This is a genomic window from Micromonospora tulbaghiae (assembly GCF_900091605.1).
GTDB classification, from domain to species: Bacteria; Actinomycetota; Actinomycetes; order Mycobacteriales; family Micromonosporaceae; genus Micromonospora; species Micromonospora tulbaghiae.
Genome location: NZ_FMCQ01000004.1, coordinates 680,497 through 701,683, shown reverse-complemented (window position 1 = coordinate 701,683; position 21,187 = coordinate 680,497). Strand labels below are relative to the sequence as shown.

General features: G+C 72.8%; 15 protein-coding genes and 2 rRNA genes. 13 read left to right on the top strand and 4 right to left on the bottom strand.

Annotated features, from left to right (window positions below):
- Positions 1-102: ribosomal RNA gene (locus GA0070562_RS16005) — 23S ribosomal RNA — on the top strand; the annotation flags it as partial.
- 79 nt (positions 103-181) lie between these two features.
- Positions 182-298 (top strand): 5S ribosomal RNA (rrf, locus tag GA0070562_RS16000).
- 90 nt (positions 299-388) lie between these two features.
- Here the strand turns inward: rrf and GA0070562_RS15995 are convergent.
- Positions 389-1,066: a hypothetical protein gene (locus GA0070562_RS15995; RefSeq protein ID WP_091421907.1), complete on the bottom strand. Its 678-nt coding sequence runs from the start codon at positions 1,064-1,066 to the stop codon at positions 389-391.
- Positions 1,067-1,135: 69 nt separating this feature from the next.
- On the opposite strand from GA0070562_RS15995, the gene GA0070562_RS15990 reads away from it, so the two are divergent.
- From GA0070562_RS15990 to GA0070562_RS15980, 3 genes are read left to right on the top strand one after another with little or no spacing between them, the layout of a single operon-like run.
- A complete protein-coding gene (locus GA0070562_RS15990) occupies positions 1,136-3,754 on the top strand; it encodes a valine--tRNA ligase (RefSeq protein ID WP_091421904.1) in 2,619 nt (872 codons plus the stop codon).
- On the top strand, positions 3,751-5,094 hold the full coding sequence (locus GA0070562_RS15985; protein WP_091421901.1) for a bifunctional folylpolyglutamate synthase/dihydrofolate synthase: 1,344 nt from the start codon (positions 3,751-3,753) through the stop codon (positions 5,092-5,094). Before GA0070562_RS15990 ends, GA0070562_RS15985 begins: the two co-directional genes overlap by 4 nt.
- Positions 5,091-5,459, top strand: coding sequence for a DUF4233 domain-containing protein (locus GA0070562_RS15980; protein ID WP_091421897.1), 369 nt, complete (start codon positions 5,091-5,093; stop codon positions 5,457-5,459). Before GA0070562_RS15985 ends, GA0070562_RS15980 begins: the two co-directional genes overlap by 4 nt.
- A 20-nt stretch (positions 5,460-5,479) precedes the next feature.
- On the opposite strand, the gene GA0070562_RS15975 is transcribed toward GA0070562_RS15980, so the two are convergent.
- Entirely contained in the window at positions 5,480-6,844 is a 1,365-nt protein-coding gene (locus GA0070562_RS15975) for a VOC family protein (RefSeq protein WP_091421892.1), read from the bottom strand.
- Positions 6,845-6,989: 145 nt separating this feature from the next.
- Between GA0070562_RS15975 and ndk the strand changes: the two genes are divergently transcribed.
- Positions 6,990-7,415, top strand: coding sequence for a nucleoside-diphosphate kinase (ndk, locus tag GA0070562_RS15970; protein ID WP_091421889.1), 426 nt, complete (start codon positions 6,990-6,992; stop codon positions 7,413-7,415).
- 60 nt (positions 7,416-7,475) lie between these two features.
- On the opposite strand, the gene GA0070562_RS15965 is transcribed toward ndk, so the two are convergent.
- Positions 7,476-7,916: a carboxymuconolactone decarboxylase family protein gene (locus GA0070562_RS15965; protein WP_091421886.1), complete on the bottom strand. Its 441-nt coding sequence runs from the start codon at positions 7,914-7,916 to the stop codon at positions 7,476-7,478.
- 499 nt (positions 7,917-8,415) lie between these two features.
- Here GA0070562_RS15965 and ileS point away from each other — a divergent pair, with 499 nt between their 5' ends.
- Both ileS and GA0070562_RS15955 read left to right on the top strand, forming a co-directional pair.
- Entirely contained in the window at positions 8,416-11,562 is a 3,147-nt protein-coding gene (gene ileS / locus GA0070562_RS15960) for an isoleucine--tRNA ligase (RefSeq protein ID WP_091421882.1), read from the top strand.
- 140 nt (positions 11,563-11,702) lie between these two features.
- Positions 11,703-12,425, top strand: coding sequence for a lysophospholipid acyltransferase family protein (locus GA0070562_RS15955; protein ID WP_091421879.1), 723 nt, complete (start codon positions 11,703-11,705; stop codon positions 12,423-12,425).
- A 4-nt stretch (positions 12,426-12,429) separates the two neighbouring features.
- On the opposite strand, the gene GA0070562_RS15950 is transcribed toward GA0070562_RS15955, so the two are convergent.
- A complete protein-coding gene (locus tag GA0070562_RS15950; protein ID WP_091421875.1) occupies positions 12,430-14,325 on the bottom strand; it encodes a hypothetical protein in 1,896 nt (631 codons plus the stop codon).
- Between the two features lie 207 nt (positions 14,326-14,532).
- On the opposite strand from GA0070562_RS15950, the gene GA0070562_RS15945 reads away from it, so the two are divergent.
- The 5 genes from GA0070562_RS15945 to GA0070562_RS15925 all read left to right on the top strand — a co-directional run bounded on the left by GA0070562_RS15945 (position 14,533) and on the right by GA0070562_RS15925 (position 21,154).
- Positions 14,533-16,518, top strand: coding sequence for a TIGR03960 family B12-binding radical SAM protein (locus GA0070562_RS15945; RefSeq protein ID WP_091421870.1), 1,986 nt, complete (start codon positions 14,533-14,535; stop codon positions 16,516-16,518).
- A gap of 170 nt (positions 16,519-16,688) precedes the next feature.
- Positions 16,689-17,126 carry a hypothetical protein gene (locus tag GA0070562_RS15940; protein ID WP_091421868.1) on the top strand — a complete coding sequence of 146 codons (438 nt, stop codon included), beginning with the start codon at positions 16,689-16,691 and terminating at the stop codon, positions 17,124-17,126.
- 13 nt (positions 17,127-17,139) lie between these two features.
- Positions 17,140-18,636 (top strand): hypothetical protein, encoded by a 1,497-nt coding sequence (locus GA0070562_RS30920; protein ID WP_091421865.1) that lies wholly within the window; start codon positions 17,140-17,142, stop codon positions 18,634-18,636.
- Positions 18,637-18,646: 10 nt separating this feature from the next.
- The gene (mycP, locus tag GA0070562_RS15930; protein WP_091421862.1) at positions 18,647-20,113 is read left to right on the top strand and encodes a type VII secretion-associated serine protease mycosin; all 1,467 of its coding nucleotides are present in this window, start codon (positions 18,647-18,649) and stop codon (positions 20,111-20,113) included.
- 321 nt (positions 20,114-20,434) lie between these two features.
- Complete coding sequence (locus tag GA0070562_RS15925) at positions 20,435-21,154, top strand: TIGR03936 family radical SAM-associated protein (protein WP_091421858.1); 720 nt, start codon at positions 20,435-20,437, stop codon at positions 21,152-21,154.
- The last annotated feature ends 33 nt before the right edge of the window (positions 21,155-21,187 follow it).

The following is a 21,187-nucleotide window of genomic DNA, read 5'->3' as shown; positions in this document are numbered from 1 at the left end:
TGGGGTAAGGCCCCCAGCTAGACGACTGGGTTGATAGGCCGGAAATGTAAGCCCGGTAACGGGTTCAGTTGACCGGTACTAATAGGCCGAGGACTTGACTACTAAGCTGCTACGCGTCCACTGTGCAACTCTGAACAAACCACCACCCATGTTGTTGGGTTGGTTGACATGTTCATAGAGTTACGGCGGTCATGGCGGAGGGGAAACGCCCGGTAACATTCCGAACCCGGAAGCTAAGCCCTCCAGCGCCGATGGTACTGCACTCGGGAGGGTGTGGGAGAGTAGGACACCGCCGGACAATCTTTCATTCAGGGCCACCCCACACGGGGTGGCCCTGAATTGCGTCCAGCCGGAAAGCCGGCCGGAGCCGGCTCCCGGACGAGCGGGCTCAGCGGCTCTGGACGGACTCGCGGATGTCGCGGAACAGCGCCGCCGCGTCGTCGACCCGGCGGCCCGGGAACATGCCCATCACCACGCTGCCGTGGTCGGCCCACCCGCACACCGCGAAGTCGCCGCCGTCGCCGCTCGTCGTGCCGCACTTCATCACGCCGCCCAGGCGGCCCGCATCCACCTCGCGCAGCCCGGCCACCCGGCCGGTCTCGTCGGCCATCAGACCGAACAGGGTGTCCAGGTCGCGTTCGGGCTGCCAGAGCAGCGTGGTGCCGCCGAACAGCAGCACCGAGCGCTTGGCGTCCCCGCGGTCGGAGTAGACGGCGCCGAAGCCGCGGTCCAGCTCGATGTCGGCGGCCAGCCCGTCGCGCAGGTAGTCGGCTGTGCTGCGGGCCCGCTCGCTGTCGTCCCGCACCAGCCCGGCCACCTCGGCGGGCTGGCCGAGCGTGGTGTCCTTCTGCTGGAGCACCCGCCAGCCGCCCAGCCCGAGCGCGCCGGCGCCGGCCAGCCCGGCCGCGAGCAGGGCAGCCATGATGATCTTCCGACGCCGCGAGACGGGACGGCGTTCGGGCTCCTGCGCGGGATCGCGGCGGCTCAGCTCGATCGGCTCTTCGGTCAGCTCGACCGGATCGGAACCCCCGTCGACCGGACGCTCGGTGAGATGCGCGTCGGACATGACCGCCACCGTACGCGAATCACAGGTGGTGCACGTCGGGTCCCCGAAAGCGCTCCGTAGACTTTCAGGGTGACCGAGAGACTGGATGCCCGACGCCCCGACGCCCCGACCCTCGCCGGCCAGTACCAGCCCGGCGAGGTAGAGCAGCGACGGTACGAGCAGTGGGTAGCCGGCGGGCACTTCCGGGCGTCGGCGGACAGCGAGAAGCCGCCGTTCACCATCGTCATCCCGCCGCCGAACGTCACCGGCTCGCTGCACATGGGCCACGCGTTCGAGCACACGCTCATGGACGCGCTCACCCGGCGCAAGAAGATGCAGGGATACGAGGCGCTCTGGCTTCCGGGCATGGACCACGCCGGCATCGCCACCCAGAACCTGGTCGAGCGGCAGCTCGCCGGCGAAGGGCTGTCCCGCCACGACCTCGGTCGGGAGAAGTTCGTCGAGCGGGTCTGGCAGTGGAAGGCCGAGTCCGGCGGCGCGATCCTCGGCCAGATGCGCCGGCTGGGCGACGCGGTCGACTGGGACCGCGAGCGGTTCACCATGGACGAGGGCCTGTCCCGGGCCGTGCAGACCATGTTCAAGAAGCTCTTCGACGACGGGCTCATCTACCGGGCCAACCGGATCATCAACTGGTGCCCGCGCTGCCTCACCGCGCTGTCCGACATCGAGGTGGAGCACACCGACGACGAGGGCGAGCTGGTCTCGATCCGCTACGGCGACGAGGTCGTGGTGGCGACCACCCGGGCGGAGACCATGCTCGGTGACACCGCGGTGGCGGTGCACCCGGACGACGAGCGTTACCGGCACCTGATCGGCACCGAGGTGGAGCTGCCGCTCACCGACCGGCGGATCCCGATCGTCGCCGACGAGCACGTCGACCCGAGCTTCGGCACCGGCATGGTCAAGGTGACCCCGGCGCACGACCCGAACGACTTCGAGATCGGCCAGCGGCACGACCTGCCGGCGCTGACGATCATGGACGAGCGCGGCGTCATCACGGCGCCCGGCCCGTTCGAGGGCCTGGACCGGTACGAGGCCCGCCCGGCGATCGTCGCGGCACTGCGCGAGCAGGGCCGGATCGTGGCCGAGAAGCGGCCGTACCTGCACGCCGTGGGGCACTGCTCGCGGTGCAAGACGACAGTCGAGCCGCGGCTGTCGTTGCAGTGGTTCGTCAACACCGCGCCGCTGGCGAAGGCGGCGGGCGACGCGGTGCGCGACGGCCGGGTGAAGATCGAGCCGGCCGAGCTGGCCAAGCGCTACTTCGCCTGGGTCGACAACATGCACGACTGGTGCATCTCCCGCCAGCTCTGGTGGGGCCACCGCATCCCCGTCTGGTACGGCCCGGACGGTCAGATTGTCTGCGTCGGCCCGGACGAGGAGCCGCCGTCCGGCGAGGGCTGGCGGCAGGACGAGGACGTGCTGGACACCTGGTTCTCCAGCGGCCTCTGGCCGTTCTCCACGCTCGGCTGGCCGGAGCAGACTCCGGACCTGGCGAAGTTCTATCCGACCAGCGTGCTGGTCACCGGCTACGACATCCTGTTCTTCTGGGTCGCCCGGATGATGATGTTCGGCCTGTACGCGATGGACGGTGTGCAGCCGTTCGACGTGGTGGCGCTGCACGGCATGGTCCGTGACGAGCACGGCAAGAAGATGTCGAAGTCGTTCGGCAACGTGGTGGACCCGCTCGACTGGATCGACCGGTTCGGCGCCGACGCCACCCGGTTCACGCTCGCCCGGGGCGCCAACCCCGGCCAGGACGTGCCGGTCAGCGAGGAGTGGTGCCAGGGCTCCCGCAACTTCTGCAACAAGCTGTGGAACGCCACCCGGTTCGCGTTGCTCAACGGCGCGCACACCGACGGCCCGCTGCCGGACGCCGCTGACCTCTCCACCGTCGACAGGTGGATCCTGTCCCGGCTGGCGCACGTCACCGCCGAGGTGGACGAGCAGTTCGAGGCGTACGAGTTCGCGAAGGTCTGCGACCTGCTCTACCACTTCGCGTGGGACGACGTCTGCGACTGGTACGTGGAGCTGAGCAAGCCCGTGCTCGCCGAGGGTGGCCCGGCCGCCCACGCCACCCGCCGGGTGCTCGGGCACGTGCTGGACCAGCTCCTGCGGCTGCTGCACCCGGTCATCCCGTTCGTCACCGACGAGCTGTGGTCCGCGCTCAGCGGCGGCGAGACCGTGCTGACGGCGTCCTGGCCGGTCACCGACCGTACCCTGATCGACGACGCCGCGGAGGGCGAGGTCGCCACCCTTGCGCGGGTGGTGACCGAGGTCCGGCGGTTCCGCTCGGACCAGGGGCTGCGGCCGACCCAGCGGGTCGTCGCCCGGCTCGACGGCCTGGCCGGCGCGGGCATCGCGGCGCACGAGCCGCTGGTCCGCGCGCTGGCCCGGCTCGACGCGCCCGGCGACGACTTCCAGGCCAGCGCCACGCTGGCCATGCCCGGCGCGGTGAGCGTCGCGCTGGACACCCGCGGCTCGATCGACGTGGCCGCCGAGCGCGCCCGGCTCACCAAGGACCGGGCGGCAGCCGAGAAGGAGGCCACCCAGGCGCGGGCGAAGCTGGACAATCCGGCCTTCGTCGGCAAGGCGCCCGAGCCGGTGGTGGCGAAGATCCGTGAACGGCTGGCGGTGGCCGAGGCGGACCTGGTCCGGATCGACGCCGCCCTGGAGGCGCTTCCCTCATGAGCGAACGCACCGACCGCACCGCGTTCGCCGAGGTGGACGCCGCGCTCACCGCGCGCGGCTTCACCCGCATGCGCTTCGAGCTGGAGAAGATCGAGACCCTGCTCGACCTGCTGGGCAGCCCGCAGCGGGCGTACCCGTCGATTCACCTGACCGGCACCAACGGCAAGACCTCGACGGCCCGGATGATCGACTCGCTGCTGCGGGCGTTCGGGCTGCACACCGGCCGCTACACCAGCCCGCACCTGGAGACCGTCCGGGAGCGGATCAGCCTGGACGGCGAGCCGGTGAGCGAGGATCGGTTCGTGTCCACGTACCGCGAGATCGCGCCGCTGGCCGAGTTGGTCGACCAGCGGTTCGCCGAGCCGCTGACGTACTTCGACATGACCACGGCGCTGGCGTTCGCCACGTTCGCCGACGCGCCCGTCGACGTGGCGGTGGTGGAGGTCGGGCTCGGTGGCGCGGAGGACGCGACGAACGTGATCCAGGCCGGCGTCGCCGTGATCACCCCGATCGGGCTGGACCACACCGAGTGGCTCGGCGACACGATCGAGGACATCGCGCTGCACAAGGCGGGCATCATCCACCCCGGCGCCACGGTGATCGCGGCGGCGCAGGAGGAGGAGGCGGCCCGCCCGATCCTGGAGCGCTGTGCCGAGGTCAACGCCACCGTCGCGCGCGAGGGCGCCGAGTTCGGCGTGCTGCGCCGCGCGGTCGCGGTCGGCGGCCAGGTGCTGACCATCCAGGGCCTGGGCGGGGTGTACGAGGAGATCTTCATCCCGCTGCACGGCGCGCACCAGGCGCAGAACGCGGCGGTGGCGCTGGCCGCCGTGGAAGCGTTCCTCGGTGCCGGGGCCCGGCGGCAGCTCGACATCGAGGCGGTCCGCGAGGGCTTCGCCGCGACCAGTTCGCCGGGCCGGCTGGAGCGGGTGCGTACCGCCCCGACGGTGCTGCTCGACGGCGCGCACAACCCGCACGGCATGGCCGCCACGGTCGCCGCCGTGCAGGAGGAGTTCGCGTTCAGCAAGCTCGTCGGCGTGCTGGCGGTGCTCGGCGACAAGGACGCGGCGAGCCTGCTCGAACTGCTCGAACCGGTGCTCGACTCGATCGTGGTGGCGGAGAACAGCTCGCCCCGGGCGATGCCCGTGGACGAGCTGGCCGAGCTGGCGCGGGAGATCTTCGGGCCGGAGCGGGTGCAGGCGACCCGGGAGATGCCGGACGCCATCGAGGCGGCGGTGGCGGAGGCCGAGTCCGACGTGCCGGGCGAGCTGTCCGGTGTGGGCGTGCTGGTCACCGGATCGGTGGTGACAGTGGCCGACGCCCGCCGGCTGCTCAAGCGATGACCGGCCCGGAGCAGCCCGACGGCGTCCGCCGGTCCGGGCTGCGGAACCCGGACAAGGCGGTACGCGGGCTGGGCGCCGGCACCATGTCGCTGGAGGCGCTGGTGCTGCTGCTGGCCATCCAGCCGATCCGGGTGGTCGGCGGTGACCTGAGCGGCGCGGCGATCGGCGCGATCGTGGCGCTGGCGGTCGCCTGCGTGGTGCTCGCCGGCATGATGCGCCGGCCCTGGGCGTGGCACGCCGGCACCGTGCTCCAGGGCCTGCTGCTGCTCTCCGGGCTGCTGCACTGGTCGCTGTTCGCGCTCGGGGTGATGTTCGCGCTGGTGTGGGCGTACGCGCTGCACGTGCGGCGGGTCATCCTCGGCTGAGGACGGCCGCCGCCTACGGCTCAGGCGTCGGCCAGCGTGCGCCACTGCGTCAGCGCGACGCCGTGGCCGTCGGGGTCGCGGAAGGCCGCCGCCCACACCTCCAGCTTGGTGCCCCGGTTGACCACGCGCGGCGCGTAGGTGAACCGGACGCCGGAGTCGCGCAGCCGCTCGTACGCCCCCTGGATGTCGTCCACCTCCAGGTTGACGTGCACCAGGCGGCGGCTGATCGGCGCGGCGCCGGTCACCCGGCGCAGCACCAGCCGGGTCGGCCCGGAGGAGAGCACGGCGTTGCCCTCGCCCCGGTCCAGCTCGTCGAAGCCGAGTTCGCGGTAGAAGCCGAGGGACCGGTCCAGGTCGGCGACGAGCAGCGTGATGCCGACGCCGCTGATCGGGCTGGCCAGCTCGTCGGGCTCGGCCGCGCCCGCCGGGCCGAAGATCGCCTCGTCCAGCTCCTCGGCGGTCGGCGGCGCCTCGGAGCGCCGAGACGTGTCCGAGGGGTCGTCCAGCGGCACGTCGATCGGGTCGGGCAGGGTGTCGCCCGGTCCGGTGTCGCCCGGCCCGGTGTCGCCCGGCCCGCTGGCGACCGGCCCGCTGTCGACGAGCACGGTCTCGACCGGCACCGTGTCGGCCGGCTCCTCGGCCGGGGAGCGGGGCGCCGGAGCGCGGCGGGGGAGCGGGCCGGGGCCGGCCGTGCGGTCGGTCCGTTCGACGAGCTGTCCCTCCAGCACCACCGGGCCGCCGGGGCTCTGGTGCAGCACCACCGGCTCGCGTTCCTCGGCCCGGGGCGGCACGTCGTCCAGGTACGGGTCCGGCGCGGGCGGGTAGTCGTCGCGGAAGTCGTCCTCCGGTGCGCGCCCGGCCCACGGGGGCGCCTCCTGCGCGATCAGCGGCTCGTCCAGCGGGTCCGGCTCGGCGGCGTACTCGGGCGGCAGGTCGGCGACCGCGGCGGCGCTCTCCGCGTGCGTGGGCACCTCGTCCCAGAGCACGCGTACGTGCCGCTGGTCGTCGAGCGCCACCCGGACCGGCAGCGCCTGGCCCAGCGAGGGCCACTTGGCGACCGGCACCCGAGGCTCGATGATCTTCTTGGAGCGGGGCGGCAGCCCCGGCGCGTCGATGACCAGTTGCAGCTCGCAGCGGCCGAACGCGTACTGGGTGGGTGGTTCGGAGGCGCTGTGCACGTGCCCCAGGCCGATCACCCAGGTGCGGCCGCCGCCGCGTACCGTGGCCAGGGCGATCGCCAGCACCAGCAGCGCGAGGCCGAGCGCCACGATGGCCCAGCTGGTCATGCCGAGCCCGAACACGGTCACGAAGGTGGCGACGGTGCCCAGCACCGCCCCGATCAGTTTGCGTACCGGCGCGATCGTGCGGTTCCCGCCATTCGCCACAGTGGACCTCCCAGGGGTTCCAGGGCCAGGCTAGGCCGCCGCGGCGGGCCAGGGAAGACGCAGCCGCCGCGCCGGCGCCGGGACCGGGTCGCTACGCTGACCGTACCCAGCCGAACCCCGTTTGAGTGCGCAGGAGGAACCCAGCGTGTCCAGCAGCAGCCCGGACGAGCGGACGCTCGTACTGATCAAGCCCGACGCGGTCCGCCGCGGTCTGGTGGGCGAGATCCTGTCCCGTTTCGAGCGCAAGGGCCTGCGGATCGACGCGATGGTGAGCCGGACCATGGACGGCGGCTTCGCCGACCAGCACTACGCCGAGCACGTCGACAAGCCGTTCTACCCGCCGCTGAAGACGTTCATGACCAGCGGCCCGCTCGTGGCGCTCGTGCTCTCCGGCGACCAGGTGATCGAGGTGGTGCGCGCGATGATCGGCAGCACCGACGGCCGCAAGGCCACCGCCGGCACCATCCGGGGTGACCTGTCGCTGTCGAACCGGGAGAACCTGGTGCACGCCTCCGACTCGGCGGACAGCGCCAAGCGCGAGATCGCGCTCTGGTTCCCCGAGCTGGCCTGACCGACGCGCCGACGGCCCCGGCCCGCGACTGGCGGGACCGGGGCCGTCGTGTGTCAGCCGTCAGACCGACGCCGGCGGCTGCGTCTGGCAGGTCACCGCGACCCGGTTCCACACGTTGATGGTGGCGATCGCCATCACCAGGTCCGCCAGCTCCTTCTCCGACCACACCTTCGCCGCGGCGTCCCAGACGTCGTCCGGCACGCCGTGCTCGCCGAGCCGGGTCACCGCGTCGGTGAGGGCCAGCGCGGCCCGCTCCCGCTCGTCGAAGAACGGGGCCTCGCGCCACGCCGCGACCGCGAACAGCCGGCGGCTGTCCTCACCGGCCGCCAGCGCGTCGCGGCTGTGCATGTCCACGCAGAACGCGCAGCCGTTGAGCATCGACGCCCGCAGCTTCACCAGCTCCAGCACGGTGTGGTCCACGTTCGCCCGGACGTACTTCTCCATGCCCAGCACGGCCTGGTACGCCTCGGGCGCCACCGCCGCCATGTCCATCCGGCTCATCGCCGCCTCCTTGAGGTTCGGGTACGCGGACAGGACGGGGCGCGGCGGGTGCGGTGTGACGGCACAGCGGTGTGACGGTGGTCATGGCGTGCCCCGCGTCAGCCTGGCCGTCGGCGCCGGAGACTGCGTCGATCATGAGGTTGGCGGTGAAATCGGAGATCGACATCGCCGTCAACCTCATGATCGACGGGGCAGGGGTGGGGCGAGCCGGGGGTCGGGATACTCGGCGGCGCGGCGGGTGGGGGTCGAGTACGCTTGACGGGCACAGGCGACGACCCGGCCATCACCGGCGAGCCTCCGGAAGAACGGCCGGGTCACCGGCTCAGTAGAACCGGACGGGACGGCCCGTCACAGCCGGCCAACGAGCGGGCGGTCGCACCTCGGCCGCCAAGCGGGGTGGTACCGCGGGCCACGCCCGGAACGCCGGTCACGGCGTACCGGATTCGGCTCGTCCTCGCAGACCACAGACGAGTGAGCTGCTGAGGGAGAGCGACAGGCGATGGCCTATCCGTTGCACGACCCGACCGGTGCCGGTGTCCCGGCGAGCCCGGACCTGCCCGCGGTCGAGCGCCGGGTGCTGGAGCACTGGACGGCCGACAAGACCTTCGAGGCGTCCGTCGAGGCCCGCGACGCCGGCCGGAACGGCGAGAACGAGTACGTCTTCTACGACGGCCCGCCGTTCGCCAACGGCCTGCCGCACTACGGCCATCTCTTCACCGGCTACGTCAAGGACGTGGTGCCGCGCTACCAGACCATGCGCGGGCGGCACGTCGAGCGCCGGTTCGGCTGGGACTGCCACGGCCTGCCGGCCGAGGTGGTGGCCGAGAAGCAGCTCGGCATCACCAGCAAGGCGGAGATCCTCGACCTCGGCGTGGCCAGGTTCAACGACGCCTGCCGCACCTCGGTGCTGGAGTTCACCCACGACTGGGAGCGGTACGTCACCCGGCAGGCCCGCTGGGTCGACTTCGCCAACGACTACAAGACGCTCGACCTGGACTACATGGAAAGCGTCATGTGGGCCTTCAAGACCCTGCACGACAAGGGCCTGGTCTACGAGGGCTTCCGGGTGCTCGCGTACTGCTGGCGGTGCGAGACGCCGCTGTCGAACACCGAGACCCGGATGGACGACGTCTACCGGGACCGGCACGACCCGACGCTCACCGTCTGGTTCGAGCTGACCGCCGACGAGAACGCGCCGGAGCCGCTGCGCGGGCCGGTCAAGCTGGGCGTCTGGACCACCACGCCGTGGACGCTGCCGTCGAACCTGGCGCTCGCCGTCGGCCCCGACATCGAGTACGCGCTGCTGGAGCGCGACGGCGAGCGCTACGTCGTCGGCGCCGCGCGCCTCGGCGCGTACGCCAAGGAACTGGAGGGGTACGAGCAGGTCGGCACCGTGTACGGCCGCGACCTGGTCGGACGCCGCTACACGCCGCTCTACGACTTCCTGGTCGAGCCGGCCGGCCCGAACGCCTACCAGGTGCTCGGCGCGGACTTCGTCACCACCGAGGACGGCACCGGCATCGTCCACCTGGCCCCCGCCTTCGGTGAGGACGACCAGAACACCTGCAACGCCGCCGGCATCCCCACCGTCGTGACCGTGGACGACCACACCCGGTTCACCGCGCTGGTCCCGCCGTACCAGGGCGAGCAGGTCTTCGACGTGAACAAGCCGGTGATCCGGGAGCTGAAGGAGCGGGGGGTGGTGCTGCGGCAGGACACCTACACCCACTCGTACCCGCACTGCTGGCGCTGCGACACCCCGCTGGTCTACAAGGCGGTGTCGTCGTGGTTCGTCGCGGTGACGAAGTTCAAGGACCGGATGGTCGAGCTGAACCAGCAGATCAACTGGACCCCCGGGCACATCAAGGACGGCTCGTTCGGCAAGTGGCTGGCGAACGCCCGGGACTGGTCGATCAGCCGGAACCGGTTCTGGGGCTCGCCGATCCCGGTGTGGCGCTCGGACGACCCGAACTATCCGCGGGTCGACGTGTACGGCTCGCTGGCCGACATCGAGCGTGACTTCGGCGTACGCCTGACCGACCTGCACCGGCCGGCGGTGGACGACCTGGTCCGCCCGAACCCGGACGACCCGACGGGCAAGTCGATGATGCGCCGGGTGCCGGAGGTGCTGGACTGCTGGTTCGAGTCCGGCTCGATGCCGTTCGCGCAGGTGCACTACCCGTTCGAGAACCGCGAGTGGTTCGAGCACCACTACCCGGGTGACTTCATCGTCGAGTACATCGGTCAGACCCGCGGCTGGTTCTACACCATGCACGTGCTGGCCACCGCGCTGTTCGACCGGCCGGCGTTCCGCAACTGCCTGAGCCACGGCATCCTGCTCGGCTCGGACGGGCGCAAGATGTCCAAGAGCCTGCGCAACTACCCGGACGTCTACCACGTGTTCGACTCCTACGGGTCGGACGCGATGCGGTGGATGCTGATGTCCTCGCCGGTGCTGCGCGGCGGCGACATGGCGGTCACCGAGCCGGGCATCCGGGACGCGGTGCGCCAGGTGCTGCTGCCGCTGTGGAACGTCTGGTACTTCTTCTCGCTCTACGCCAACGCCGACGGCCACACCGCCCGTCGCCGCACCGACTCCACGCACGTGCTCGACCGGTACGTGCTGGCGAAGACGAACGAGCTGGTGGCGACCGTCGGCGCGCAGATGGACGCGTACGACATCTCCGGCGCGTGCGCGACAGTCCGGTCCTACCTGGACGCGCTCACCAACTGGTACGTGCGCCGGTCCCGGGACCGGTTCTGGGCCGGCGACGCGGACGCGTTCGACACGCTGTGGACCGTGCTGGAGACGCTGTGCCGGGTGGTGGCGCCGCTGGCGCCGCTGACCGCCGAGGAGATCTGGCGCGGGCTGACCGGCGAGCGGTCGGTGCACCTGACCGACTGGCCGCAGGCCGAGGAGTTCCCGGCCGACCACGAGCTGGTCTCCGCGATGGACAACGTCCGGGCGGTCGCCTCGGCGGCGCTGTCGCTGCGCAAGGCCAAGGGCCTGCGGGTGCGGCTGCCGCTGGCGACGCTCACCGTGGCGTCGCCCGTCGCCGCCCAGCTGCGGCCCTTCGCCGACCTGGTCGCCGACGAGGTCAACGTGAAGGAGGTCGTGCTCTCCGACGAGGTGTCCGCGTACTGCCAGCAGGTGCTCACCGTGGTGCCGCGGGCGCTCGGCCCGCGCGTCGGCAAGGCCGTCCAGCAGGTGATCAAGGCGGTCAAGGCGGGGGAGTGGGAGCTGCGCGACGGCGCCCCGGTCGCCGCCGGGGTCACGCTCGCCGAGGGCGAGTACGAGCTGCGCCTGGTCGCCGCCGACGCCGAGCACTCCGCGCCGCTGCCCGGCGGTGAGGGAGTGGTCGTGCTGGACACCGAGGTCACGCCGGAACTGGCCGCCGAAGGGCTGGCCCGGGACGTGGTCCGGGTCGTGCAGCAGGCCCGCCGGGACGCCGGCCTCGACGTCTCCGACCGGATCACGGTGGCCGTCTCCGCCTCCGAGGAGGTACGCGCGGCGGTCGCCGCGTACACCGAGTTCGTGGCCCGGGAGGTGCTCGCCGACAGCATCGACTTCGCCGAGGGCCTCGACGGCTTCGACGGCGAGGCGGGCGAGGGCGAGCGCGTGACCGTGACGGTCCGCAAGGTGTGAGCGGACCGGGCCCTCCTGCACCCCTCGGGTGGAGGAGGGCCCGGCCCCAGCGAGTGGACTGCGAGCCACCCGCTCGGTGGCGGACGGCCGCGTCGGCTACCGTGACAGCGCCTGTTTCACGTACGACCGCCGGAGGACCCGTGCCCCTGCTCTACACCATCGGCAAGCTCACCGTGGCGCCCACGCTCCGGTTGGCCTTCCGTCCGCACGTGGAGGGTTTGGAGCACATCCCGGCGACCGGCGGCGCGATCTTCGCCAGCAACCACCTCTCCGTCGCCGACGAACTGCTCCTCGGCACCGTGGTGCCCCGCCACCTGGCGTTCTGGGCCAAGTCGGAATACTTCAACGGCACCGGGCTCAAGGGCGGCTTCTCCAAGTTCGTGCTCACCGGCCTGGGCGCGATCCCGGTCGAGCGGGCCGGCGGCCGCGCCGCGCTCACCGCGTTCGACGCGGCGATCCCGGTGCTCAAGGCCGGCGACCTGGTCGCCGTCTACCCGGAGGGCACCCGCTCCCCGGACGGGCGGCTCTACCGCGGGCGTACCGGCACCGTCCGGCTGGCGATCGCCGCCGGTGTGCCGATCATCCCGGTCGGCGTGACCGGCACCGACAAGGCCCAGCCGATCGGTACGCGGATCCCGCGACCGGGCCGCGCCAAGATCACCATCAAGTTCGGCAAGCCGCTGGACTTCAGCGGCCGTCCCGACGACCGCACGTCGCTGCGCGCCATGACCGACGAGATGATGGCCGAGATCCAGGAGCTCAGCGGCCAGGAGTACGTCCCGCGCTACGCCCCGAAGCGCGCCAACCAGGCCACCGGCGACCAGACCGGCGGGGAGCAGACCGGCGGCGAGCAGACCGCCTGAGCGGTCACGACTTCGGCACCACCACGCGCTGGCGCAGGTCGTTCAGCAGCCGCCCGCTGTCGTCCACCGAGAGCCGGGTGAACACACCGGTGGTGAGGCTGCCGTGGTCGGCCGAGACGCAGACCACCACCGAGTCGCCGTCCGCCCGGCCGACGGCGCAGCGCTCGTGGCGCCCCCGTACGCCCGTGTCCACGGTTACCGACTCCTTCAGGGCGTAGTCCCCGGCCAGACGGTCGAGTTCCGCCTTGGCGTCCGACTCCGGGCTGAACCGCAGGCCGGTGCTGCCGAACAACGTCACCCGCTTGCCGTCACTCGTGCTGTAGATGCCGGCGAAGGTGTCCTCGGCGAGCAGGTTCGACTCGCGTACCTGGGATTTCAGCTCCTCGGCGGCGGCCCGGCTGCTGTCGTCCTGGCGTAGCCGCATGGAGTCGATCTGGTCCGGGAGGGTGGCGCTGGCCGGGTACTGGCTGGAGATCGGCTGGAACCACCAGAGCGGGAGGCCGCAGCAGCAGGCCACGGAGAGCAGCAGCACCCAGGGCCAGCGGCGCCGGCGGCGGGTCCGCTTGGGCGGCTGCTGCCAGCCCGGTGGCGGCGCGACCGGCGGTCCGGCCTTGCCCCGGCGCTGCTTCGGCGGCCGGCCGGGCTTCGCCGGCGGCGCGACCGGCGTCGGCGGCGGCAGGGGCCGGGCGGCCGGCGGGCCGGGGTGGTGCGGCGGCGAGACCGGCCGGGCCGGTCCGGGGTACGGCGGGCTGTGCGGCGGTGGCGAGACCGGCCGGGCGGGCCCGGGGTACGGCGGGCTGTGCGGCGGCGGTGAGACCGGGCGGGCGGCGGGCGGCGCGGCATGGGCCGGTGGCGCCGACTGCGGAGCGGGTTGGGCCGGGTGGGCCGCCGGTGGCGCCGGATGGGCCGGGTGGGGGTTGTCCGGCGCGGCCCAGGGCGCGGTGTACGGCAGCGTCGGCGTCAGCGGCGGCAGTTCGGGGGCGTGCAGCTCCCAGCCGGTGGTGTCCACCCCCGCCCACGGGTCGACGGGTGTGGCGTGTTCCGGCGACGCGTGCGGCGGCACCGGCGTGGGCTCGGCGGACTCGCCCCAGGCAGGCCGGCGCGGCGGCGGTGGCGGGACGGCGGCGGAACCGCTCCAGCGAGGCGCGGACGCCTCGACCCGGGTCGGATCCGGTGTGCTCTCCATGCGGGTCGGGTCCGGCGTGTTCCCGGCTCGGATGGGGGCCGGGGCGTTCTCGACCTTCGTGGGATCCGGCGTGGTCACGCCCTGCGGTGGCTGCGGCGCGAGATCGATGCGGGTCGGATCCGGCCGGCGCCCGGTACGCGGAGTGGGGACGGGCGTGGTGCGACCGGGAACCGCCGCGGATCCCCGCGCCCGGGTCACCGGTGCGGGCGGGGTGGCGTCGATGCCGGCAGGTGGTCCGGCGTCGGCGGTCGGGGCCTCGCTGTCGGTGGGCGCGTCGGCCGGCGTTCCGGCGTCGCCGGTGCGGGGGTCGGCGTCGCCAGCCGGTGAGTGCGGGCTTCCGTCGTCGAGCGCGGCGGTGTCGGCCGGGTCTGCCGGCTCGCCCGCCTGCTCGGCCGGTTCGTCCTGCCGTGCCGGTTCGTCCTGCTCCGACTGCTCGTCGGGTGCCGGTGCCGCCTGCGGGCCGGGGGCCGAGGCCGCCGGGCCTGGCGTGGCCGGGACGTCGGGCGCGGAGACGGGTGCCTCGTCGCCGGACGGCTGCTCGGCCGAGACGTCGGCGGAGGTCCGGTCGTCGGCGGCCTCCGGCCCGGTGGACGGGGACGCCGGAGCCGAGGCGCCGGTGGCGTCCTCGGTGTCGACGGCGGTCGCCGGCTCGGTGACGGACGGCATCTCGGCCCCGTCGGCCGGCCGGTCCGCCCCCGGCTGCGGCTGCGGCATCGCGGCTATCTCCTCTCGCGCCCGTTGCGAGGTTAGTACTGCCCCGCCACCCAGGACGAATTCCGCCCGGTGCCCGGCCCCCACCCCGGTGATCAAGGAGTTCGTGTCCGGTGGGAGAGCGGGGCAGCCCGCAAACTCCTTGATCAACGCGGCGGACCCGGGCGCGGGCGCGGGAGAGGGCGGGGACACCGCGTACGCTTGGGCATCATGAGTGCCCCGTCCACTACCCCGCGTCCCGCCGCCGCCAACTCGGTCTGGCCCCGGCTGGAGCCGCTGCTGCCGCAGGTGACAAAGCCCATCCAGTACGTGGGTGGAGAACTCGGCGCGGTGGTCAAGGACTGGGACGCCGCGACGGTCCGGTGGGCGCTGATGTATCCGGACGCGTACGAGGTGGGCCTGCCCAACCAGGGCGTCCAGATCCTCTACGAGGTGCTCAACGAGCTGCCCGACGTGCTGGCCGAGCGGACGTACGCGGTCTGGCCCGACCTGGAGAAGCTGATGCGCGCCCACGGCGTGCCGCAGTTCACCGTCGACGCCCACCGCCCGGTGCGTGACTTCGACGTGTTCGGCGTCTCGTTCTCCACCGAGCTGGGCTACACCAACCTGCTCACCGCAATCGACCTGGCCGGCATCCCGCTGCTCGCCGCCGACCGCACCGACGCCGACCCGGTGATCGTGGCCGGCGGGCACGCCGCGTTCAACCCGGAGCCGATCGCCGACTTCGTCGACGCCGCGGTGCTCGGCGACGGCGAGGAGGCGGTGCTGGAGATCACCGCCATCGTCCGGGAGTGGAAGGCGGAAGGCTCCCCGGGCGGCCGGGACGAGCTGCTGCTGCGGCTGGCCCGCACCGAGAGCGTCTACGTGCCGCGCTTCTACGACGTCGACTACCTGCCCGACGGCCGGATCCAGCGGGTCGTGCCGAACCGCCCGGACGTGCCGTTCCGGGTGCACAAGCGCACGACGATGGACCTGGACGCCTGGCCGTACCCGAAGAAGCCCCTGGTCCCGCTCGCCGAGACGGTGCACGAGCGGTACGCGGTGGAGATCTTCCGGGGCTGCACCCGGGGCTGCCGGTTCTGCCAGGCCGGCATGATCACCCGCCCGGTGCGGGAGCGCTCGATCACCACCGTCGGCCAGATGGTGCAGCAGGGGCTGGAGTTCTCCGGCTTCCACGAGGTCGGCCTGCTGTCGCTGTCGTCGGCCGACCACTCCGAGATCGGCGACATGTGCTCCGGCCTGGCCGAGCAGTACGCGGGCACCAACGTCTCGCTGTCGCTGCCGTCGACCCGCGTGGACGCGTTCAACATCGACCTGGCCCAGGAGCTGTCCCGCAACGGGCGCCGGACCGGTCTGACCTTCGCCCCCGAGGGCGGGTCGGAGCGGATCCGTAAGGTGATCAACAAGATGGTGTCGAAGGAAGACCTCATCCGTACGGTGGTCACCGCGTACTCCAACGGCTGGCGGCAGGTGAAGCTCTACTTCATGTGCGGCCTGCCCACCGAGACCGACGAGGACGTCCTGGAGATCGCCGACATGGCGCACGAGGTGATCCGGGCCGGCCGCGCGGCCACCGGATCCAAGGACATCCGCTGCACCGTCTCCATCGGCGGGTTCGTGCCCAAGCCGCACACCCCGTTCCAGTGGGCCTCGATGGAGCGGCCGGAGGTCATCGACGGCCGGCTCAAGCTGCTCAAGCAGGCGATCAACAGCGACCGCTCGCTGGGCCGGGCGATCGGCTTCCGCTACCACGACGGCGAGCCGTCGCTGATCGAGGGCCTGCTGTCCCGGGGCGACCGCCGGGTCGGCGCGGTGATCCGCAGGGTCTGGGAGAACGGCGGCCGGTTCGACGGCTGGAGCGAGCACTTCTCGTACCAGCGGTGGGTGGACGCCGCCACCGAGGTGCTGCCGGCGTACGGCGTGGACCTCGACTGGTACACCACCCGCGAGCGTGAGGAGCTGGAGGTCCTGCCCTGGGACCACCTCGACTCCGGCCTGGACAAGGACTGGCTCTGGCAGGACTGGCAGGACTCGCTGTCGCAGTACGAGCAGGACGACTGCCGCTGGACGCCCTGCTTCGACTGCGGCGTGTGCCCGTCCATGGACACCGAGATCCAGATCGGCCCGACCGGCCGCAAGCTGCTGCCGCTCACCCCGGTCAACGGCCTGAAGCTGCCCGCCGCCGCGCAGGGCTGAGGCCACCGGCACGCACCGGAGCGCGGGAACCCGACCGGGTTCCCGCGCTCCGTCGTCTTTTCCCGGTGACCGTCGCGATACGTGGGGCGGGGGTGCCCCGACTGGTCCTTCCTCGATACGCTGCGTCCGTAGTGGACCGGCCGGGGCCGGCAGCGGGGAGGACAGTCAGGATGGGCATCAATCCGCCGGACACCGGCGATCTGCACGTCAGCGTCGAGGACCTGGACGCCGCAGCGGAGTACGTCGAGCGTCTCAAGCAGTACGTCGACGACACCATCGGCTGGGAGATGGAACGCATCAAGGAGCGGATGAAGGGCGACAGCGGCAACGCGCAGACGGTGCCCAACGGCACCCCGTTCGGCGCGTACGAGGACGCCCGGATGCAGTGGCAGGCGCTGACCACGTCCACGGCCAGCATGGAAGCCCACCTCAAGGCCATCTCCATGAAGCTGGCCGGCTTGAAGCAGGGCACACAGGACATCGCCAAGGCGTTCCGCGACGCCGAGGCCCGCAACGCGGCCAACGGCAAGGACATCGAGCGGCTGCTGGAGTCCGCGGCCCCGCCGCCGGACGCCGGGCAGCAGCCCACCTACCCGTACACGGCCTGAGGGGGAGACGGTCATGGCAGGAGGCACCTGGGAGCGTTGCGTCCGTGAGGTGACGCTCTCGGCGGACCCGGAAACCGTCGGATCGGTCGGCGCGGGCTGGAAGAACCTCTCCACCGCGCTCGGCCACCTGCGCGACTCGCTCGTCGGTCGCTCGTTCGTCGGCCCGATCGCGGCCGGGCAGGAGCGCCCGCACACCGGCGGCCTCCCCGGGATGCTCGCCGGCTGGAAGGGCAGCGGCGGCGACGCGTACCGCGAGCACCTCGGCGACATCGGCAAGGAGATCGAGGAACTCATCACGCACGCCAGCAACGTCAGTGGCGCGCTGACGCGGATCGAGGGTGACATCCGTACGGCGGTGGCGAGCATCCCGATCCCGCTGATGGACAACTTCGGCTGGAACGAGTGGAGCCTGCCCGGCGGCACCGAGCTGGACGACGCCCGCGACGGCGAGAGCCAGTCCGGCTTCCTGGCCGCCCTGCGCGGTGACTACCAGGCCAATCAGGCGCTCTACGCCGACGGCGCGTTCCGCGACAAGGCCGACGACCTCGAAGCCACCATGAAGATCGACGGCAACGCCAGCGACCAGAAGCGGGGCGGCTGGTGGGACACCAAGTCGCACCTGGACAACTGGTACCGCGACAACCAGCAGGCGGCCAACAAGGCGATGTCGCCGTTGCCGGCCGCGGTCGAGGCCGAGCGCCCCAAGCTGGTCGTACCCCGCCCCACCGACAGTGACCTGGGTGACGGCTACCGCGGCGACCCGCGGGTTCCCCCGTCGGGTGTGCCCGGCGGCGGCCTGCCGGGTGGCGGCGCCCCCGGCGGCGGCATGCCCGGCGGTGGAATGCCCGGCGGCGGCCCGATGCCGTCCCTGGGCAGCACCGGCATCCCCGGTGGCGGCACGCCCGGTGGCAGTTCGTTCACGCCGCCGGGCACCGGCGTGCCCGGCGGCGGCATCCCCGGTGGCGGCTCCTACACCCCGCCGGGCACCGGGGGGATCCCCGAGCTCGGCGGCGCGCCCGGCTCGGGCAGCCCGGAGTACGGCAGCGGTCTGGCCGGCGCGGGCGGGCCCGGCACGATCACCGCGGGTGGACCGGGCACGCTCGGTCTGGGCGGTGGCGGTGGCGCGGGCGGACTGAGCGCCGGTGGCGGCGGCTTCGGCGGCGGTGGTGCCGGCCTGGGCTCGGCCGGCGGGATCGGCGGTGGCGGGATCGGTGCGGCCGGCGGCATGGCCATGGGCGGCCTGCCCGGCATGGTCGGCGGCGGTAACGGCAAGGTTCCGCCACTGACCAGCGCGGCCAGCGCGCTGAAGGCCGCGTCCGCGGCGGGACCGGGCGGTGCGGGCGGCATGCGCGGCGGGATGGCCGGCGCCGGGATGATGGGTGGCGGAATGATGGGTGGTCACGGCGGCGCCGGGCACGGCGGCGGCGCTGCGGAGCACTCGTCATGGTTGACTGAGGACGACGATCCGTGGGGCACCGGTGACGGTGCGTCCCCGGGCATCCTGCGATGAGGACGGACGGATGAAGGTGCACGTCGGCGCGCTCCGGCCGGTGGCGGCCGGTCTGCTTGCCGGACTGATGCTGCTGGGGACCGCCCAGCCGGCGGTCGCCGCTCCGCGCCGCGCCGAGCAGTGGTATCTGGACGAGCTGCGGATCGACCGGGCGCATCAGATCTCCACCGGGCGGGGCGTCGTCGTCGGCGTACTGGACACCGGCGTCGACGCCGGGCACCCCGACATGCGGGGCCAGGTCCTGGCCGGTGGGAGCACCCGCGACTCCGGCGACGGCCGGCGCGACCCGGACGGCCACGGCACCCACATGGCCGGGATCATCGCGGCCAACGGCACCGGGGTGGTCGGCATCGCGCCCGACGCCCGGATCCTGCCCGTCCGCAAGCCCGTCGGCGCGGCGGCCACCAAGGACGACTCCGCGACCGGCATCCGGATGGCCGTCGACGGCGGGGCGAAGGTGCTCAACCTGTCGTACGGCGGTGCCGGAGCCGTGGACGAGAGCGAGGCGGCCGCGATCCGGTACGCGCTGGAGCGCGACGTGGTCGTGGTCGCCGCCGCCGGCAACGTCCGCTCGGTCGGCCCGGACGTCGTCTCACCCGCCAAGATCCCCGGCGTGATCGCGGTGACCGGCACGGTCCGGGGCGGGGGCTTCTGGTCCGGCTCGGCCCAGGGGCCGGAAGCGGTGATCGCCGCGCCCGGCGACGAGGTCTACAACATCGGCCCGGACCGGGGCTACGGCTGGGGGGACGGCACCTCCGACGCCGCCGCCGTCGTCTCCGGCGTCGCGGCGCTGATCCGGTCGAAGTACCCGAAGCTCTCCGCGTCCGACGTGATCAACCGGATGATCCGTACCGCCCGGGACGCCGGCCCGCCCGGCCGCGACCCGCGGTTCGGCTTCGGCCGGATCGACCCGGTGGCGGCACTCACCGCCGACGTGCCGTCGGTGTCGGCGAACCCGCTTCTCGGGGCCGCCGCGCCGAGCGCCTCGGCGCCGCCGGCCGCCGCCGAGGACGACAACTTCGACGTGACCAAGTACGGCGACCGGGGTGGCCCCAGCGACCAGCAGGTCATGGTGATCGGCATCGGCATCGCGGTGGCGCTCGTGGTGCTGCTGGCGCTCGTGGCGTTCCTGATCTGGAATCGCCGCCGTCACCGGCGCGAACTGGCCCGGGCCGGTTCGATCCCGGACGAGGCACTGGACCGGATGGACGGCGGTGGGCAGGGCCCGCCGGTACCCGCCGGTCACGCCGCCGCCCCGCCGCCCGGCTACGGCCCACCCGGCGGCTACCCGCCACCCGCCGCGCACTCCCGGCCGGGCGGATACCCCCAGCAGGCCGGCTACCCCCAGTCCGGTGCGTACCCGCAGTCGGGCGGGTCCCCCCAGCCCGGCGCGGGCGCCTATCCGCCCCAGGGCCAGGCCCATCCGACCCCGCCGGCTCAGAGTCCCTACGCCCCACCCGGCGACAACCGCCCCTGACCCATCCCACCTCACCCCACCCCACCCCACCCCGGCCCGCACGCCCCAGCGTGCCGATCATGAAGTTGGCGGCGAAGTCGATCTCCATTTGTGCCGCTAACTTCATGATCAGCGGGGTGAGGCGAGGTGGGGCGGGGGTGAGCCGGTTCGGGGGTGGGCTGGTTTTGCGGGGGTTTGGGGTGGGTGGGGTGGCCCCGGGTGTGGGGCGCGGTGGGCGCTGCGTCAGGATGAGACCGATACGCAGGCACAGCCGAGGAGCTCACGATCGCCAGAAAGCCTCAACCCGAGGGCGGCCAGGCCCCCGTCGTCCAGCGGATCCGTATCCGGTACGCCAAGCGTGGGCCGCTGCGGTTCACCTCGCACCGGGACTTCGCCCGGGCCTTCGAGCGCGCGCTGCGCCGGGCCGGCGTGCCGATCGCCTTCTCCCAGGGGTTCACCCCGCACCCGAAGATCTCGTACGCCTCGGCCGCTCCGACGGGCGTGGCGAGCGAGGCCGAGTACCTGGAGATCGGGCTCCGTGAGCCGGTCGACCCGGCGCGGCTGCGCGCGGCCCTCGACGCCGCCCTCTCGCCCGGGCTCGACGTGCTCGACGCGGTGGAGGCCACCGGCGGCAGCCTGGCGGACCGGATCGAGGCGTCGTACTGGCGTATCGAGCTGCCCGAGGTCGATCCGAAGGTGCTCGCGGGGGCGGTGGCGGCCTTCACCGCGGCCGAGGAGATCCAGGTCGAGCGGATGACCAAGCAGGGGCGGCGTACGTTCGACACCCGCGCGGCAGTGGCATCGATCGATGCCATGGCTCCGGCTGAGACGCCTTCCGGGGCGGCGGCCGTACCGTGTGCGATACTCGAACTGGTCGTGCGGCAGGTCACCCCGTCCGTTCGGCCCGATGACGTCCTGGCCGGCCTCCGCGCGGTGGCCGCCCTGGAGCCGCCGGTCACCCCGAAGGTGATCCGGCTGGCGCAGGGCACGCTGACCGCGCAGGGCGAGATCGTCGATCCGTTGGACGCGGATCGCGACGGGGCAACCATCGGAGAGCGCTGACCGTCGGTCAGCGCTCTGGCAGGCAGACTTCGG